This is a genomic window from Sphingomonas sp. RS6, assembly GCF_054489705.1.
In genome coordinates this window covers 103,697-119,770 of record NZ_JBTMWM010000008.1, presented here as the reverse complement: position 1 = coordinate 119,770, position 16,074 = coordinate 103,697, and the positions used below count along the sequence as shown (strand labels likewise).

Here is a 16,074-nt window from a genome sequence, read left to right as displayed (position 1 = left end):
CCGCCGCGTTCCCGCAGCGGCCCCTTCGTCATGCAGCGCGCCTCAATATTTGAAGCGGACACCGAGCAGGAAGCGACGATCCAGCTCCTGCGCGAACCACAGCTGCTTCTCGTCGCGGGCATAGGTCCGCACGCTCTCTTCGGTCAGGTTGATGCCTTCGAAGGTAACGGCGATCTGCGGCGTGACTTCATAGCTGATGTTCATGTCCAGCTGGCCGAACGGCGCGGTGAACTCCGGGTTGCGCGAATTGCCGCGATTGATCCCCGAAAGGAACTTGTCGCGCCAGTTATACGCAACGCGCGCCGACAGGCCGTGCTTTTCATAGATCAGCGTGGCGCTGGCGGTGTCGCTCAGGCCGATCAGCGCGAACTGGTCTTCCGACGGGTCCGCCCCGATGTTGAAGCCCACATCGCCGCGCACCAGCGTGTACTGCGCCGCGACGCCGAAGCCGGTCTGGCCCAGGAAATACTGGCCGGCCAGCTCGACGCCGTAGATTTCGGCGTCCTTGTTGTTGATCGGCTGCGTCACCTGGAACTGGTAGGCCACGTCGTTGCCATTGGCCACGACGCGCGGGCCGTTGTTGATCGTCTGGACATAGGCATCGTCCAGCGCACGGGTCGACGTGTTGTAATGCTGGTTGAACTCGGCCAGCGCCGCCGAAGTCGAGCCGGTGGTGTTGATCAGCGAGGTGAGGACATAGAGGTTCACGTCGCTGGTGTCGGCACCGATGCTCTGCAACGCATCGCGCGCATCGCCCGAACGGGTGCCCGCAAGGCCCGAAGCCGGGTCGTTCAGGCCGAACAGTTCAGACGTATACTGGCCGTTGCCGATGAAGTTGCGTACTCGCTTGTCGAAGAACGCGACCGACACATAGCTGTCCGGCTTGAAATACCATTCCAGCGACACGTCGAAATTGTCCGAAATCAGCGGACGCAGACGGGCATTGCCGGTGGTCGCGGTCGGGATGCCGCCATTCGCCGTCGGACGCGGCGGGCCGAAGACGGTGACCGAGGTATAGAGGCTGTTGTAATTCGGCCGGGCGATCGTCTTGCTGTACGACACACGGGCGAGCAGGTTGCGCTTCAGTTCGACCTGGAAGTCGACCTGCGGCAGCAGATTGTCATAGCTGCCGCCGTCGCTCAGATACTCGCTGTCGTCGGACAGCACGACCACGAAGTCGTTGTCCGAATCCCACTGGATCGAACCCGGGATCGCGGTGAGCGAGGTGGTGTGCGACTTGGTGTGCTCATAACGCAGGCCGCCGACCAGCCGTGCCGGCGCATTGCCCAACTCGCCGGCCCAGGTCACCTGGCCATAGGCCGCCCAGATCTCTTCGTTCACCCGGTTGTCGCTGCGGCTGTTGACCGCAACCGCGTTGCCGCGACCCTCATAATAAGGCGACATGATCGAATAGATGTTCGCCGCATTGCCGCGGAACGCGATCAGCGAATTGGGGTCGTTGCCCGGATCGAACTGGTTGAACTTGCAGACGAGGCAGAACTCCTGCAGCGCGCCCGGCGCCTGCTGCTGGACGTCGCCCGGCGCGGCAAGGCCCCAGTCGCCCAGCGTCTGCTGCGTTTCGGTGTAGGTCTGCGTGGTCTCGACCTTGCGATAGTTCGCGCCGAAGTCGAACCGGCTGCCCAGGCCCAGATCCCAGCCGAAATCGGCGCGCAGTTCCTTGACCTTCTGGTCCTGGAGCGAGCGGCGGGTACGGCCGATCGACGAGCCGACGTCGTTGACGTCCAGCGGCGCGCTGGCGCCGAACGTCACTTCCTGCTGCGGGATGCCCGACAGGTAGGTCACCGAATGCGCGGCGACGACGTTCGCGCCCATGCCCATCAGCGTCGAGCTGTTGCCGTTGGCGTTGTCCGGGCGGCTCGATGCCGAGCTGATATGGCCGTCGACGGTCAGCGAGAAGTTCGGCGCCATGTCCCAGCGGACGTTCAGGCCGTAATCCTCGATCTTGCTCTTCTGCGCGCGCGACTGAGCCTCGAAGCCCTCGTCCTTCTGGCCGGCGATCGTCTCGTGCAGATAGGTGGCGGTCGCGACGGTCGGGTTGCTGTCGAACGTCACTTCGTCGAACGGACGGCTGAACCAGTTGGACACGTCCGAACGCTCTTCGCGCTGCTTGTTCTGCGCATATAGCGCATCGGCGGTCAGCGTCAGCGAATCGGTCGGCTTGAACTGGACGGTCGCCTGCCCGTTGATGCGCTCGCGGCTGCCCTCGGCATAGTGGTAGCGGCTGTCATTGGGGATCGCGACCAGCTGGTTCGGATCGGTCGGTGCGTTGTTCACCACGGTGCAGGTCGGCGTCACCGTGCCGGTGCACGCGCCCGAGCTGCGGGCGAAGCCGCCGGTCAGGAAGGTGCTGTAGGGAATGATGTTCCAGTCGTTCGACGTCGCCGCGATCGAGGTGAAATTACGCTTCTGGTAGCTGCCGAACAGGTTGACGCCGAAGCGCTGCTCGGGATCGCTCCAGCTCACCACGCCCGAAAATTCCGGCGTCACCTTCGATCCGCAGTCGAGGCAGCCGTCGACGCTGGTGTCGTACACTGCCTTGGCGCCCACGCTGCCGCTGAAGCCCGGCGTGCCGTTGTCGAGCGGGCGGCGCGTGACGACGTTGATCGTCGCGCCGATGCCGCCCGACGGCACCGCCGCGCGGCCGGTCTTGTAGACTTCCAGCGTGCGGACGCCTTCGGTCGCGAGGTTGGAAAAGTCGAACGAGCGCGTCGTGCCCTGGGCGTTGTCGGCATTCTGGTCGCCGCCGACCACCGAGACGTTCGCCGCGGCGAGCTGGCGGCCGTTGAGCGTCACCAGGTTATAGTTCGGGCCGAAGCCGCGGACCGTGACCAGCGAGCCTTCGCCGTTGGTGCGGTTGATCGACACGCCCGGAATGCGCTGGAGCGATTCGGCCAGGTTGGTGTCGGGGAACTTGCCGATGTCTTCGGCCGAGATCGCGTCGACAATACCCGGCGACTCGCGCTTGATCGCGATCGACCGCTCGAGGCTGGCGCGAATACCGGTGACGACGATCTCGTCGCCCTGGGTCTCTTGCGTGGCAGCGCTGTCAGTCTGCGCCTGGGCGATTGCGGGCATCAGCATGCACGCCGCGACCGCAATCATGGACGCCGAGCGCGTTAATCCCGTCGATTTCTGCAACTTCATCATGTCCCCTCCTGTGCCGGCACCCTGCGCGGCGTCGGTTCGTCATTTCGCGATTATCGTTGGCGGGTCTTTCACCGCACGTTGATAACGCTACCGCGCCCGACAACATTGTCAATCGCAGAAGGCGAAACCTGTCAGACAGGTTTGATTTCGAAGGGGACTGTGTTGTCGATGTAACAGTGTCCGACGACTGAAACCGTTATCATAATACAATTTGGCTATACTTGGCGGCGCCATCGGCGCGCCGCCGTCCGCCCCGGCATCTGCCATACAGGGCCATGCCGGGGTCGCGCCGCCGCTACCGCCCGGCGCGAAGCAGCAGCGCGCGCGCCTGTTCGAGGTGCGGGCGGTCGATCATCCGCCCGTCGAGTCGAAGCGCGCCCGCGCCGGGGTTCGCGGCAAAGGCGGCGATCACCGCCTCGGCCTGCGCCACCTCGGCGTCGGACGGGGTGAAGCCCGCATTGATCGTCGCCACCTGGGCCGGGTGGATCGCCATCATGCCGGTAAAGCCGTCGCGCCGCCCGCGCGCAACATAGCCGGCCAGCCCCTCGGCATCGGCGATGTCGGGATAGACCGTCTCGATCGCCGCCACCCCGGCGGCATGCGCGCCGAACAGTGTCAGCGCGCGCACCATCGCATAGGGCGCGGTATAGCTGCCGTCCTCCTCGCGCGCGCTCGCCGCGCCGATCGCCGCCGGCAGGTCCTCCGCCCCCCAGGTCAGCCCGATCAGTTGCGCCGACCATCCGGCATAGCTGCCCAGCTGGAACACCGCCGCCGGCGTCTCGGTGGCGATCGGCAGGATCGGCGGACACGCGCCCCCGGCCAGTTCCACCAGCGCGCGCACCGACGCGCCACCCTCGGCCTTGGGCAGCACCAGCGCATCGGGGCGCCCGGGCAGCACCGCGTGCAGGTCGTCGCCGATCGCCTCGCCGCCCAGCGGGTTCACCCGCACGAAGCACGGCACGTCGCGCTCACGCGCCAGCCAGTCGGCGATCGCCGCCCGCGCCTCCCCTTTGCGCGCCGCCGCCACCGAATCCTCCAGGTCGAGGATCAGCGCATCGGCCCCGCTCGCGGCGGCCTTGGCAAAGCGATCCGGGCGATCCCCCGGCACGAACAACAATGATCTCAGTTTCATGGCACCCTTCCTCGCCCCTCCATCGCATCGCCGCCGCGCGCCTGGCAATGCCCGCCCTCGCCCGCCGCCTCGCGCGCCAGCCGTCGCTCGACCGCGTCGAGCTTGCGGCCCAGCCAGCCCTCCGCTTCCTCGCGGGTGGAGCGCGGCACGGCAAAGCCGGCATGCGGCACGCCCTCGACGATGTTCTTGCGGCGATAGCCGAGCAGCAGCAGCGCATCCTTGGGGCTCATCCGCGCCAGCGGCCCCGCCGGCTCGCCTCCCTCGCCCCCGTCGCGCCAGTCGGCGATCGCGCTGCCATCGGGGCACAGCGACGCCTCCGCACAGGCGAGCAGCGCCAGCTCCAGCCGCTCATAGCCCTCGGCCAGCGCATCGGCCATTTCGCGCGCAAAGGTCGCCGAACGCCGCCGCAGCGCATAGACGGTGCTCCAGTGAACGCCCGTCGCCTGCGCCGAAAGCCGCACATTGGCGGTCGCCGCCAGATGCGACAGAAAGCGCCGCACCGCCTCGGGCGTCAACGTGCCTGGGGGCAGCCGCCGCACCTGCACGCGCCGCCCGCGCGATCCCCGCACGCCATAATCGCCCCCCGCCCCGCGCGCCGCCACAGCGCCCGGCCCGGCGGCAAGCTGCGCCTGGGCAAAGGCGAGCGCGGCATCCCATTCGGTGGCGAAATCGGGATTGCGCGCGCGGCGCTTCTGGAATGTCTTGCGCGTCTGCCCCGCCGCCTCGGCGGCCAGCGTCACATTGGCGGTGCGCCGCAGCGCCTTCAGAAACGCCGCATTCTCCCGCACCCGATCGGCAACCGTCCCGCGCATCGCGCTTCCCCCAAAAGACTCAGCGCCAAAAGATCGGCGTTCTCACTCTGTTCTTCAAGGTGCCACCGTCGAGCAACGGCAACGCCTTGCCACCCCGCCGCATCTCCGCTTATCTGCTGCCACCGGTGTCAAGCCGACAAGAGCACGCCCCCCCAACACCCTGGCCCACCAGCCACAGGGGGACGGCCCGACAGGAGAGCCCCATGCCCATCAGCCGCCGCGAAGCCTTTGGCGCCACGCTTGCCGGTCTCGCCGCCACCGCGCCCGGCATCGCCCGCGCGCTGCCCGCGCCGGATGGCGACGCCCCCGCCCCCCGCCGCGGCTTCGACCATCAGCGGATCGCCGATCTCGGCGACGGCCGCTTCCTCAATCCGCTGCTGTCCGGCGATCGGCCCGATCCCGCGATCCTGAAGGACGGCGCCGATTATTACATGACCTTTTCCAGCTTCGATTCCTATCCCGGCCTCACCCTCTGGCATTCGCGCGATCTGGTGAACTGGCAGCCGCGCCGCGCCGCGCTCACCCGCAATATCGGCTCGGTCTGGGCGGTCAGCCTCGAAAAGCATGACGGCCGCTATTTCCTCTATGTGCCGGTCAAGGCCGATCCGAACGACATCCATGTCCTCTGGGCCGATCATATCGACGGGCCGTGGAGCGATCCGGTGCCGCTCGGCCTGCATCGCCATATCGATCCGTGCCACGCGGTCGGCGAGGATGGCTCGCGCTGGCTGTTCCTCTCGGGCGGGGATCGGGTGCGGCTCGCAGCGGACGGCCTGTCGCTCGCCGGCCCGGTCGAGCATGTCTATGATCCGTGGCGCTATCCCGACGACTGGGTGGTCGAGGGTTTCTCGCCCGAGGGGCCGAAGATCCACCGCCACGGCGGCTGGTTCTACATGATCACCGCCGTCGGCGGCACCGCCGGGCCGCCCACCGGCCACATGGTGATCGCCGCGCGCGCGCGCTCGATCCACGGCCCCTGGGAGGATTGCCCCGCCAACCCGCTCGTCCGCACGCGCAGCAACGACGAGCGATGGTGGTCGCGCGGCCATGCCTCGCTGGTCGAGGCGCCGGACGGCAGCTGGTGGTCGGTCTATCACGGGTATGAGAATGGCTATTGGACGCTCGGGCGGCAGGCGCTGCTCGATCCGGTCGAATGGACCGATGACGGCTGGTTCCGCATGACCGGCGGCGACCTGTCGCGCCCCCTGCCAAAGCCGCGCGGCGGATCGGCCGTCCCGCACGGCCAGCCGCTGTCCGACGATTTCGCCCGGCTCGAACTCGGCCGCAAATGGAACTTCTTTCGCCCCGCGCCAGACGAAGCCGCCCGCGCCCGCGTCGCCGATGGCGCGCTGGTCCTCGCCGCGCGCGGCACCGCGCCCGCCAATTCGTCGCCGCTGATGCTCACGGCGGGCGACCTCGCCTATCGCTTCGAATGCGATGTCGAGCTGGGCGAAGGCACCACCGCCGGGCTGCTGCTCTTCTATGACGATCGGCTCTATTGCGGCCTCGGCTTCGATGCGGCGCGCTTCGTCACGCATCAATATGGGCTGGAACGCGGCCGCCCCGCCAATCCGCACGGCCGCCGGATGCGCATCCGCGTCACCAACGATCGCCACATCGTCTCCTTCCACACCAGCGGCGACGGCGGCGCGACATGGCAGCGCTTCGATCGGGGCATGGAGGTCTCGGGCTATCACCACAATGTCCGCGGCGGCTTCCTGATGCTCCGCCCGGCGCTCTATGCGGCGGGCACCGGCGAGGCCCGCTTCCGCGACTTCCGCTTCCGCGCGCTTTGAGGGGGCTTCGCCCCGCTGCGTGAGCCGTGGCCGACGGAATGATCAGAACGTATCCCGGCCTTCAGCAATGTTCAGCAAGTCCGAAAATACGAATGTCGCCGGCGCGCGCCCCGAGGCGGGCACCAATTCGCGGAGCAGTCCGTTGTCGCGCAGGTCGCGGATGATTTTGCGGGCGGTCGCTGGCGGGATTTGCGCCGAGGCGATGAAATCCGGTGTCTGGAATATCGGGCGTTGGAAAATCCAGTCAAGCGCGCGCACCGCATATTGCGAGTGTGTAATCTCTACTACCCGATCGCGCTCCTCCTGGTGCAGCGCCAAAATTGCCTGCGCCTTGCGCGTGTTGGCTTCGGCTTGTGCGATGATGCCTCGCAGGAAGAAAACAACCCATCCAGTCCAGTCATCGTCTCGAGAAACAGCCAGCATGCGTTCGTAATATTCGTCGCGGTGCGCCTCCAGATATTCCGACAGATAGAAATTTGGGCGCGAGAGCAATCCGTGCGCATACAGAAACAGCGGAATGATCAATCGCCCGATGCGGCCGTTGCCGTCCAGGAACGGGTGGATCGACTCAAATTCGGCATGAACAATCGCCAACTGCACCAGTCGGTCTGGTGCGTCGGCGTGAATATAGGCCTCCCAGCCTGCCATCGCGGCTTCGATCCCGTCCGCGCCGGGCGGCACGAAGCGCGCCTGTTCGATGGTGCAGCCTTCCGGCCCGATCCAGTTCGGAATGCGACGATACTCGCCCGGATCCTTGTTGCGGCCCCGCACGCCATCCATCAGAACCCGGTGCGTCGCCTTGATGAGGCGTTGCGAAAGCGGGAGCTGCGCCATCAGTCCCTCGGCCTCCCGAAGGGCTGCGCGATAATTCAGAACTTCGCGCGCATCGGCTTTTTTGGGCGTGCTCTCATCGAAAAGTTGGCCCTGCGCCTCGAACTCCAGCACTTCCCCCAGGGTAACCTGCGTTCCCTCGATCTTGCTGGAAAGCACCGCCTCACGCGCGGTCAATGGAGCGAGCAGAATGTCGGGATTGGGAATGCCCGACAGAACGCCCTCGTAGCGGGCAATCGCAGCATTGGCTGGCCCGACCAGAGGAAACAAAGCGCCCAGATCGAGCGCAGCAGGCGGGAAACACCCTTGATGATAGAGAACAGGCAACGGCATCTCCGGCGGACAGCCGCAACCTCAGAAGCGCGAGTCGCTGCGGCGTTGATGATCGCCTGTTAACAGCTACACCAGTTGATGATCGCGAAACAGGGTTCTGCCTACATCAAAATCGCCGTCTAGGCTAAGGCGCTGTCAAATATCGCAAGCCGCCACGCGCCCCTCCAACATTCACTATCACGTCAGGCGCGGGCCGAGCTAGGCACGCGCGTTATCCTTCGCCAGCAGCATAAGCGCACCCACCAATTTGCTTCCTTGAGTCGCTATCAGTCCGAGTTGGTGATTAACCTGTTCGGCCGCCTGATCACTCGCAAAAGTTTGGCCAGCCTGCATGTTATCATTGTACTCACCCAGAAGACGACGGAAAGTGAATAAATCTCGTTGTATCTCATGAGGTATCAAGCCAATCTTTTCCCAGTCGTCCACATCGGTAGGAAGGTCCAGCCGGCATTTATTCGCCCCATCCTCGGTCAATGCTTTATTAGAGGCTCGGATAACCCTGATCGTTCCTTCAACCGCTCTCGCGCGCCTCCTCAATCCTTGTATTTCGATTGAGAGAAGATTGGCAACGAAGCTCAGTCTCCGACGCGTTTGATCCGACTCACGGTCCCGCTCACGCGAATCGGTCAATCTAGCTGCGGCCCAAATCACACGAGCAGAAACCAAAGCAGCCGTTCCCGCAAAGAATGCGGATATGAGCGGTTGGAACACCTGAATGCAACTGATGACGGACCCGCAGGTGCTCATAGCAATGAAAGCCTATATTTATATAGCTAACCTACAAAACATCTATCAATACGACGAACAACCAAATCTCTCACCTCAAGGTATTTTATAGTGCAGAGCGCGCCTAGAAGTAGATCCCAAAAACATGCACCGTCTTTTCACTGGATCAGAATACCCGCAAATCCCAAACACCAAAACCGCGGGGGAGGCAGGCCCACACCCGCCCCCAGCCCAACTCACCCCGCCTTGCCCGCCAGAAACGCCTGCAAATCCAGCCGCATCGCGTGCCGCGCGTCCGGGTTCAGGTACACCATGTGCCCCGCCGGATAGTAACGGAACGAAAGGTTCGCGCGCAGCGGCTTGGGCAGCATCATGTGCTTCAGGTCATATTCGGTCGCGAAAAACGGCGTCGCCATGTCGTAATAGCCGTTGAGCGAGAGCACGCGCAGATGCGGGTTGGTGCGCATGGCGCGGGCCAGGTCCTCGGCCACGTCCACATTCTGCTGCTTGCCGGTTTCGGGGCCGCTATGCGTGAAATCCCAGTCCCAGGGCCGCGTGTCCCATACCGACAGGCGATAGTTCAGATCGGTCTTGTAGCCGAACTTGCGCGTCAGCCGGTCCATGAAGCCGCTGACATAGACGCCCGAAATCCCCGTGTCCGACGGGTCGTATCCCGGCGTCTCGCCCGCCGCATCGGCGTCGCTGCCGATATAGCGGCCGTCGAACCGGCCCAGCGTCTCGCGGGCATCGCGCAGCAATTCCTTGCGGAAGCGGCTGGCGTCGATGCGCAGGTTCGCCTGCTTGACGTAATCGACCGGCAGGCCGGTGAAATGCGCGAGCTGGCGGGCCACCCGGTCCTCTTCCTCGGGGGTGATGTCGGTGCCCTTGGCGAGCGCGGCGGCATAGTCGCCCGCGGCGAAGTCGCGCGCCTGCTGGACGAAGCTGGCGACGTCGGCGGGCTTGTCGGCCACCTTGTTGTGATACCAGGCGGTGGCGGCAAAGGTCGGCAGATAGCCGATATAGCCCAGGTCATAGCCGGGTTGCTCGACGCCGTAATTGAGGATCGAGGAGAGCAGCACCACGCCGTTCAGCGACACGCCGGCATTTTCCAGCTGCAGCGCCAGCGCCGCCGATCGGGTGGTGCCATAGCTTTCGCCGAACAGATATTTCGGGTCGCCCCAGCGCTCGTTCTTGGTCAGATAGCGCTTGATCGCGCTGGTAAAGGCGCTGGCGTCCTGATCGACGCCGAAAAAGTCCTTGGCCTTGGCATCGCCCAGGATGCGCGAATAGCCGGTGCCCACCGCATCGATGAACACCAGGTCGGTGCTGCCGATCAGCGTGTCGGGATTGGCGCCGATGTCATAGGGCGCGGGCGAGACCGCCACCGGGTCGGCCGTCTTCACCGCCTCGGGCGCGAACGATCCCATGCGCAGCCACAGGCTCGCAGAGCCCGGGCCGCCATTATAGAGGAACGTCACCGGCCGGTGCGCGCCCGGCGCGGTATAGGCGGTGTAGAAGATGCTGGCGACCGGCTTGCCCGCGTCGTCGCGGATCGTCAGCGTGCCGGCGGTCGCCTTGTAGCTGATGCCCGCGCCGTCCACGGTGGCGCGGCCGCTATAGCTTTTCTCGGTCTCCTCAACCGGCGCGTCGGCCCATTGCTTGGCGATCGTCTCGGCAACGGCCTTTTCGTGCTGCTTGGCGGCGCTGGCGTCGCCGCCGGCGTCGTCCTTGTCCTGGGCCAGCGCGGGCTGGGCGGCGGCGAGGCAGGCGATCAGGGCAAGGGTGGATACTGAACGCATGAGACTTCCCGGTCGAGTTGAGCAGAGGCGTGAGACATTATAACATCGGCTCGTCGTTGCAAGTCGTCGCGTCGGCGCAGCCCCTGTTCCGGGCATCCTGTCCCGGCCTTCCTGTCCCGCCCCCCTTCCCTGGCCTTGTTGCGCGGCGGGGCATTGACTCGTGCGGCGGATGCGCTATTGGCGCCGCTCCTCCTTCGGGAGGAATCCGTCCGAGACAGCGAGTGACCGGAATCTGCCGGTCTTGATTTTCTCGCCTAGACGGGGACAGATTTTTCCGGCGGCTTTGCCCCCCTATCCGCGTGTTTCGCGGCAGGCGGTCGGGCGGTCCGGGTCACGCCCAGGGATGTTTCCCGGCCTCGTGACGATCCTTCCCCTCGGACAGACTGAGCCTGGCCCGTGTTCGCACGGGTCTTTAACCGGGGCCGCCTTCGTTCGCGCGGGGGCAGCCTCATGTATGAGGAGACCGGCATGGATCGTTCCCAGAAGGCCGACGCCGTTGCCGAGCTGAACCGCACCTTCAACGAGGTTGGCGTGGTGGTTGTCACCCGCAATCTCGGCATGACCGTCAAGCAGTCGACGGACCTGCGCAACAAGATGCGTGCAGCCGGCGCGACGTACAAGGTCTCGAAGAACAAGCTCGCCAAGATCGCCACCCAGGGCACCGATTATGCGGTGCTCGCGGACCTTCTGACGGGTCCGACGGCACTGTCCACCTCCATCGATCCCGTGGCTGCGGCCAAGGTCGTCGCGGAGTTCGCCAAGACGAACGACAAGCTCGAAATCGTCGGCGGCGCAATGGGCAGCGTGCTGCTGGATCCGGCTGGCGTGCAGGCACTCGCCTCGCTGCCGTCGCTGGACGAGCTGCGCGGCAAGCTCGTGGGGCTCATCGCAGCACCCGCGACCAAGCTCGCCACGATCACCCAGGCACCGGCGGCGCAGATCGCCCGCGTGCTTGCGGCGCACAGCGAAAAGCAGGCTGCCTGAGCTTCGGCTTCAAGCGACCTTTATTTTATCCCGAACCTATTGAACTGACTGGAGTTTATCATGGCTGACCTTAACGCAATCGTCGACCAGCTTTCCGCGCTGACCGTTCTCGAAGCTGCCGAGCTGTCGAAGCTGCTCGAAGAGAAGTGGGGCGTTTCGGCCGCCGCTGCCGTCGCCGTTGCCGGCCCGGCCGCCGGTGGCGCCGCTGCCCCGGCTGCTGAAGAGCAGACCGAATTCGACGTGATCCTCACCGGCGACGGTGGCAAGAAGATCAACGTCATCAAGGAAGTCCGCGCCATCACCAACCTCGGCCTCACCGAAGCAAAGGCGCTGGTCGAAGGCGCTCCGAAGCCGGTCAAGGAAGGCGTGTCCAAGGACGAAGCCGAGAAGATCAAGAAGCAGCTTGAAGAAGCCGGCGCGACCGTCGAAATCAAGTAAGCGCTTGATCGCCGGCTTGCCGGCACCAATACAAAGAAGGGGCGGTCCGGCGACGGACCGCCCCTTTTCATGACTGAACGCAAGGCCAGCGCAGCCGCGCAGGCCGCTCGCTCAGGCGCGAGCCAACTGGCGGACCGCGTGGTCGGCCGCGCGAGCGGTGAAGGCCATGAAGGTGAGCGAGGGGTTGACGCACGAAACCGACGCCATCTGCGCGCCATCGGTGACATACAGGTTGGGGGCGTCATGCGCCTGGCTCCATCCATTGAGCACCGAGCGGGTCGGATCGGCGCCCATGCGCGCGCCGCCCATTTCGTGGATGGCATCGCCGGGCACATGCTCGCCCTCATAGCTTCGGATGTTCTGAAGGCCCGCCGCGCGCAGCATTGCCTCGCCCTCGGCGCGTGCGTCCTTCATCATCCGCAGTTCGTTCTCGCGGAACGTCACGTCGAAGCGCATCAGCGGCACCCCGAACCGATCGACCTTGTCCGGGTGCAGCGACACGCGATTGTCGCGATAGGGCAGACATTCGCCGAATGCGCCCATGCTGAACTTCCAAGGACCATAGCGGCGCATGCCGTGCTTCATAGAGGCACCAAAACCATCCGGTCCGGCAGGATCGCGCCGCGCGCTGCCCTGATAGCCATAGCCGCGCTTGAAGCCCACGCCTTCCTCGCCGCCGATATTGCGAAACCTGGGCACATAGACGCCGCCCGGGCGCCGACCATATTCGATCAGATCGGTCATGCCCGGAATCTCGCCTTCCACGCCGACGCGGAAGATATGATCCATCACATAACGGCCCAGCGTTCCGCTGCTGTCGAAATGGCTGCGCTCGCTGCCCGGCGCACGCGAGTTCATCAGGATCTGCGTCGAGGCCATCGCCGATGCGCAGAGAAAGACCAGATCGGCATTGACCACCTGAGCCTGCCCGGTCTTGGTGTCGATATAGCGGACGCCTGTCACCCGCTTGCGTGCGGCATCATATTCGAGGTTCGTCACCACCGCGTCCGACTGGAGCGTCAGCCGCCCGGTCGCTCGCGCGGCCGGCAGCGTCACCGCCTGGGTCGAGAAATAGGCGCCGAACGAACAACCATTGCCGCACTGGTTGCGGAACTGGCATTTGGTACGGCCCTGCTCGGGCTTGTCCTCGGTCATGTTCGACAGTCGCGTGTGGATCAGCTTGCGGCCCGGAAACTCCGCTTCCAGCCTCGCCTTGAGCCACTTCTCGGCGACGTTCATCGGCATCGGCGGCTGGAATTCGCTGTCAGGGAGATAGGGCAGATTCTCCCGCGAGCCCGATACGCCGATATATTTCTCGACATAGCTGTACCACGGTGCAAGGTCGTCATAGCCGATCGGCCAGACACCATCGATGCCCTCGCGCTTGTTCGCCTCGAAGTCCTCGGGCGCCCAGCGGAAGCTCCACCGCCCCCAGATCAGCGATTTGCCGCCGACCGCGCCCGGCCGAATCCAGTAAAATTTGTCGCCCTCGCCATAGGCATAGGGGTTGAGCCGGTCGTTGTTATAAAACCCCATGTTGCTCGGCTGCACATAGCCGTGCCGCGCGATGAAATAATCGCTTTCGAGCAGCGGCTTGGGCATCATGTTGCGTGCCGGCACCTCGAATGCGGGCTTGCCGTCATACGGATAGTCGACCGCGTGCTCGACCATCCGGCCGCGATCAAGCATCAGGACGCGCAGTCCCTTCTCAGTCAGTTCCTTTGCGGCGAAACCGCCGCTGACGCCCGATCCGATGACGATCGCGTCGAACCTGTTGGTTGCAGCCATGTTCTTTTATCCTCTCCTGCCCCAGTTCAGAAGCGCAGCGCGCGCAGCGTGTTGAAGCTGGTGGTGATGTCCGGGAGATAGGGCGCCGGCGCCTGATCGTTCTCGACATAGAAATGCCGGACGCCCTGGCTGCCCTTCAGCGCGAAAAGCGCACCGAAATCGATCGTCCCCTGGCCCACCGCGGTCATGCTGCGATCGGCACGCATGTCCTTGACGTGGTAGGCATAGAGCCTCGGCGCGAGCCGGTTGATCCACGCCGTCAGGTTTTCGCCGGCATGCGCCGCCCAGTACAGGTCCAGCTCGACCTTCACGAGATCAGGGTCGGTTTCCTTCAGGAAACGTTCGTACAGACTGACGCCGCCCGGCTTGATCGTGAACTCGAAGTCGTGGTTGTGATAGGCAAAGCCCAGGCCGGCCTTCTTCAGATCGGCGGCGAAGCGGTTGAAGTTCGGCAGCGCCGCGTTCCAGCCCGCTTCAGTGCGATGTTCGTCGGTCATATAGGGGAGGACCACCGTCTCCGCCCCCAGCGTACGCGCCATCGCGACCGACTTGTCGAACTGACCGAGCAGCGCGTCATAGCCGATATGGACCGACGGCGCGCGAAGACCCAGCCGATCGGTCGCCGCGCGAAGCATCTTGGCGTCCATCGCGTCGTAACCGCCGCCGCCATATTCGACTTCACGATAGCCGATCTTCGCGATCGCCTCGAGCGTCGCTACCGGATCCTTCTGAAACAGATCGCGCACGGTATAGAGCTGGATGCCGATGGCCTGCAGTTGCGCCGCATGCGCGGGCCGGACGAGGCCGCCGGAGACGGCCATCACGGCGACGCCGCCAGCACCGGCGAGCAAAGAACGACGGTTCATCATGCGCTGTACACCTTGTTGACCTGTGAATAGGGAAAGGCGCCGTTATATTCGCCCGGAACCGGCAGGTATTCGCGCTCCTGCGTCATGCCGATCTCCGACGTGTAATAGCCGGCGATGACGAGTTGGCGGAACGCCTCGAAGAAGGTTTTGCCCATCGGCAGGCGATCGTTCATCGCCATCGTCAGCAACGCATCCTGCTGTTCGGGCGTCGCCTGAGCGGCCGGCTTTTGATAATCCGCGATGCTCTGCGCCTCGATGGCATCGAGCCCTTTCAGGATCGGCACGCGGTCACCGGGCGCCGCCCAGTCGGCCAGCAGCTTTTCGATGAACATCGGCACGCCCGCGGCGATCGCGCCCGGCGTATCGGTCGTCGGGACGACGCGTTCGCTGAGCGCCGTCACCAGCGCGCGCTGTGCGGGTGTGAATACGGCACTGCTCGGTGGGCCATCGCTGATCAGCGGGATGGCGGTGGTCTGCGCGGCGCGGGCGATCGGGGCGAACACCCCGGCGCCGAACATCGCGATCACCCCGGCCAGTGCCTGACGGCGGTCGATCATTTCCCCTCTCCTTCCAGATCCTGCGCGATTGCCGCGTCAGGCAGCGGTCGAACCCAGATGTTGCGGAACGAAACCGGCGAATCATGATCCTGAAGCTGGATAGGCGCCGCGTCGGGATGCGCTTCGTAATGCGCCACCTGGCGCCAGATCGTTGTGCCGAGCATCGCCTGATGGTTCTGCACCAGCACGCCGTTCAGGAACGCGGTGATATAGGCGGGGCGCAGCAGCTTTCCGTCCGTTGCGAAGCGCGGCCGTTCGAACACGACATCATAGGTCTGCCACTCGCCGGGCTTGCGCGCCGCGTTGGCCAGCGGCGGCTTCCAGCCATAGACCGCGCCCACCGTGCCATCGGCATAGGTCGGGTTCTGGTAGCCGTCGAGAATCTGGATCTCGTAACGCTGCATGAACCAGATGCCGCTGTTTCCGCGGTCCTGCGAACTTTTGGTCGGCGGTGTCGGCGAACGGAATTCGAGGTGAAGCTGGACGTCACCGAAGCTCTGCTTGGTGATCAGCGCATTCTCCCCGCCGCTGCTCGCCCGCGACGGCACGGTCATCACGCCGTTCTCGACGGGCCACAGCTTGCGCTCGGCACGCCAGGCGTCGAGCGAGGTGCCGTCGAACAGCACGATCGCATCCGAAGGCGCCCCGCCCGGCTTCGCCTCGGGCGTCACCACGTCGGGCGCCGGCCGATCCGGATCGTGCACATGCCACTTGCCGCCGGGCAGCATCGGTGTGTCCTTGAAACCGGGCTTGTCCTGCGCCGCAGCCGGCAGCGCGGCCAGTACGATGCCGCCTGCCAACAGGCCCGTGATTGTCCGCGCGACCATGCGTTCCCCTCTCC

13 protein-coding genes are annotated in these 16,074 nt (G+C 65.0%); 3 read left to right on the top strand and 10 right to left on the bottom strand.

The genetic code is table 11. The features are described from left to right. Positions 1-42 precede the first annotated feature (42 nt). From ACX40Y_RS14510 to ACX40Y_RS14500, 3 genes are all read right to left on the bottom strand, one after another. Positions 43-3,168 (bottom strand): TonB-dependent receptor, encoded by a 3,126-nt coding sequence (locus ACX40Y_RS14510; RefSeq protein ID WP_459120280.1) that lies wholly within the window; start codon positions 3,166-3,168, stop codon positions 43-45. Positions 3,169-3,463: 295 nt separating this feature from the next. Further along, complete coding sequence (locus ACX40Y_RS14505; RefSeq protein ID WP_459120279.1) at positions 3,464-4,300, bottom strand: HpcH/HpaI aldolase/citrate lyase family protein; 837 nt, start codon at positions 4,298-4,300, stop codon at positions 3,464-3,466. Continuing rightward, a complete protein-coding gene (locus ACX40Y_RS14500; RefSeq protein ID WP_459120278.1) occupies positions 4,297-5,112 on the bottom strand; it encodes a hypothetical protein in 816 nt (271 codons plus the stop codon). Before ACX40Y_RS14500 ends, ACX40Y_RS14505 begins: the two co-directional genes overlap by 4 nt. Before the next feature lie 203 nt (positions 5,113-5,315). On the opposite strand from ACX40Y_RS14500, the gene ACX40Y_RS14495 reads away from it, so the two are divergent. Then, positions 5,316-6,908, top strand: a complete 1,593-nt coding sequence (locus ACX40Y_RS14495) for a family 43 glycosylhydrolase (protein ID WP_459120277.1) — start codon at positions 5,316-5,318, stop codon at positions 6,906-6,908. 42 nt (positions 6,909-6,950) lie between these two features. On the opposite strand, the gene ACX40Y_RS14490 is transcribed toward ACX40Y_RS14495, so the two are convergent. From ACX40Y_RS14490 to ACX40Y_RS14480, 3 genes are all read right to left on the bottom strand, one after another. Then, a complete protein-coding gene (locus ACX40Y_RS14490) occupies positions 6,951-8,072 on the bottom strand; it encodes a Fic family protein (protein ID WP_459120276.1) in 1,122 nt (373 codons plus the stop codon). Positions 8,073-8,270: 198 nt separating this feature from the next. Beyond that, the gene (locus tag ACX40Y_RS14485; protein WP_459120275.1) at positions 8,271-8,783 is read right to left on the bottom strand and encodes a hypothetical protein; all 513 of its coding nucleotides are present in this window, start codon (positions 8,781-8,783) and stop codon (positions 8,271-8,273) included. Positions 8,784-9,034: 251 nt separating this feature from the next. Beyond that, entirely contained in the window at positions 9,035-10,597 is a 1,563-nt protein-coding gene (locus ACX40Y_RS14480) for a S10 family peptidase (protein WP_459120274.1), read from the bottom strand. A 468-nt stretch (positions 10,598-11,065) separates the two neighbouring features. Here ACX40Y_RS14480 and rplJ point away from each other — a divergent pair, with 468 nt between their 5' ends. Both rplJ and rplL read left to right on the top strand, forming a co-directional pair. After that, positions 11,066-11,581 carry a 50S ribosomal protein L10 gene (gene rplJ, locus ACX40Y_RS14475; RefSeq protein ID WP_459120273.1) on the top strand — a complete coding sequence of 172 codons (516 nt, stop codon included), beginning with the start codon at positions 11,066-11,068 and terminating at the stop codon, positions 11,579-11,581. Positions 11,582-11,641: 60 nt separating this feature from the next. Next, entirely contained in the window at positions 11,642-12,019 is a 378-nt protein-coding gene (gene rplL / locus ACX40Y_RS14470) for a 50S ribosomal protein L7/L12 (protein WP_459120272.1), read from the top strand. A gap of 111 nt (positions 12,020-12,130) precedes the next feature. Here rplL and ACX40Y_RS14465 read toward each other — a convergent pair whose 3' ends face one another. Genes ACX40Y_RS14465 through ACX40Y_RS14450 form a run of 4 tightly spaced genes read right to left on the bottom strand, consistent with a single transcriptional unit; the run spans position 12,131 to position 16,060 of the window. Next, complete coding sequence (locus ACX40Y_RS14465; RefSeq protein ID WP_459120271.1) at positions 12,131-13,807, bottom strand: GMC family oxidoreductase; 1,677 nt, start codon at positions 13,805-13,807, stop codon at positions 12,131-12,133. Between the two features lie 26 nt (positions 13,808-13,833). Next, the gene (locus tag ACX40Y_RS14460) at positions 13,834-14,673 is read right to left on the bottom strand and encodes a sugar phosphate isomerase/epimerase family protein (RefSeq protein ID WP_459120270.1); all 840 of its coding nucleotides are present in this window, start codon (positions 14,671-14,673) and stop codon (positions 13,834-13,836) included. Further along, a complete protein-coding gene (locus ACX40Y_RS14455) occupies positions 14,673-15,233 on the bottom strand; it encodes a gluconate 2-dehydrogenase subunit 3 family protein (protein WP_459120269.1) in 561 nt (186 codons plus the stop codon). The genes ACX40Y_RS14460 and ACX40Y_RS14455 overlap by 1 nt, the downstream gene beginning before the upstream one ends. Then, positions 15,230-16,060, bottom strand: a complete 831-nt coding sequence (locus ACX40Y_RS14450) for a 3-keto-disaccharide hydrolase (RefSeq protein WP_459120268.1) — start codon at positions 16,058-16,060, stop codon at positions 15,230-15,232. The genes ACX40Y_RS14455 and ACX40Y_RS14450 overlap by 4 nt, the downstream gene beginning before the upstream one ends. Between the last annotated feature and the right edge of the window lie 14 nt (positions 16,061-16,074).

What these genes read in the sequence shown, in the direction of transcription:
- ACX40Y_RS14480 (WP_459120274.1), bottom strand. Translation starts at nt 10,597, where the DNA reads ATGCGTTCAGTATCCACCCTTGCCCTGATCGCCTGCCTCGCCGCCGCC.
- ACX40Y_RS14460 (WP_459120270.1), bottom strand. Translation starts at nt 14,673, where the DNA reads ATGAACCGTCGTTCTTTGCTCGCCGGTGCTGGCGGCGTCGCCGTGATG.
- rplJ (WP_459120273.1), top strand. Translation starts at nt 11,066, where the DNA reads ATGGATCGTTCCCAGAAGGCCGACGCCGTTGCCGAGCTGAACCGCACC.
- ACX40Y_RS14500 (WP_459120278.1), bottom strand. Translation starts at nt 5,112, where the DNA reads ATGCGCGGGACGGTTGCCGATCGGGTGCGGGAGAATGCGGCGTTTCTG.
- ACX40Y_RS14455 (WP_459120269.1), bottom strand. Translation starts at nt 15,233, where the DNA reads ATGATCGACCGCCGTCAGGCACTGGCCGGGGTGATCGCGATGTTCGGC.
- ACX40Y_RS14450 (WP_459120268.1), bottom strand. Translation starts at nt 16,060, where the DNA reads ATGGTCGCGCGGACAATCACGGGCCTGTTGGCAGGCGGCATCGTACTG.
- ACX40Y_RS14495 (WP_459120277.1), top strand. Translation starts at nt 5,316, where the DNA reads ATGCCCATCAGCCGCCGCGAAGCCTTTGGCGCCACGCTTGCCGGTCTC.
- ACX40Y_RS14490 (WP_459120276.1), bottom strand. Translation starts at nt 8,072, where the DNA reads ATGCCGTTGCCTGTTCTCTATCATCAAGGGTGTTTCCCGCCTGCTGCG.
- ACX40Y_RS14510 (WP_459120280.1), bottom strand. Translation starts at nt 3,168, where the DNA reads ATGATGAAGTTGCAGAAATCGACGGGATTAACGCGCTCGGCGTCCATG.
- ACX40Y_RS14505 (WP_459120279.1), bottom strand. Translation starts at nt 4,300, where the DNA reads ATGAAACTGAGATCATTGTTGTTCGTGCCGGGGGATCGCCCGGATCGC.
- ACX40Y_RS14465 (WP_459120271.1), bottom strand. Translation starts at nt 13,807, where the DNA reads ATGGCTGCAACCAACAGGTTCGACGCGATCGTCATCGGATCGGGCGTC.
- rplL (WP_459120272.1), top strand. Translation starts at nt 11,642, where the DNA reads ATGGCTGACCTTAACGCAATCGTCGACCAGCTTTCCGCGCTGACCGTT.